This window comes from Vibrio sonorensis (assembly GCF_001854765.1).
GTDB lineage: Bacteria > Pseudomonadota > Gammaproteobacteria > Enterobacterales > Vibrionaceae > Vibrio > Vibrio sonorensis.
The window spans coordinates 1-446 of sequence record NZ_LJJE01000128.1 but is presented as its reverse complement, the minus strand read 5'-3'; the positions used below and the strand labels follow the sequence as shown (position 1 = coordinate 446).

Below are 446 nucleotides of genomic sequence, written 5' to 3'. Positions count from 1 at the left end.
GCCACTTTTTCCAAACCCAATGCGAAAGCGTTGGGTTTTTTCGTATGTACTGAAATGTCGGTAGTTCAGTTGGTTATACCAATCTGGAAAATTAACTGGTCAGGTTAATCCATTCCCTTTGACACATCTTTGTCACTCTGTCGGTACTTTCTAAAAAGTGATTCCATGCATCACAGACCTTCTCAACAATGTCGTTATAATCCGTAAAACTCTGATTTGCTAAACAGTGCTGTCGCAGCCAGCTCCATACTTGCTCAATCGGGTTTAGTTCAGGTGAATAGGGCGGAAGTTTGATGATACTTACATTATCAAATTGCTCTGCAATGTTATTCGTGTGCCACCCCGCACCATCCATGATCACCACAGTATGACGACCTTTTTTGGTGACTGCGGAGATCTGCTTAAGGTGTTCAACCATAATCTCCTTGTTAACCCAAGGAACAACC

1 protein-coding gene is annotated in these 446 nt (G+C 42.6%); it reads right to left on the bottom strand.

All coding sequences use genetic code 11. From position 1 onward, the window contains the following. Window positions 1–91: 91 nt before the first annotated feature. Window positions 92–446: IS630 family transposase (locus tag BLO31_RS22410; protein ID WP_139159095.1), on the bottom strand; the 355-nt coding region annotated here is incomplete at its 5' end.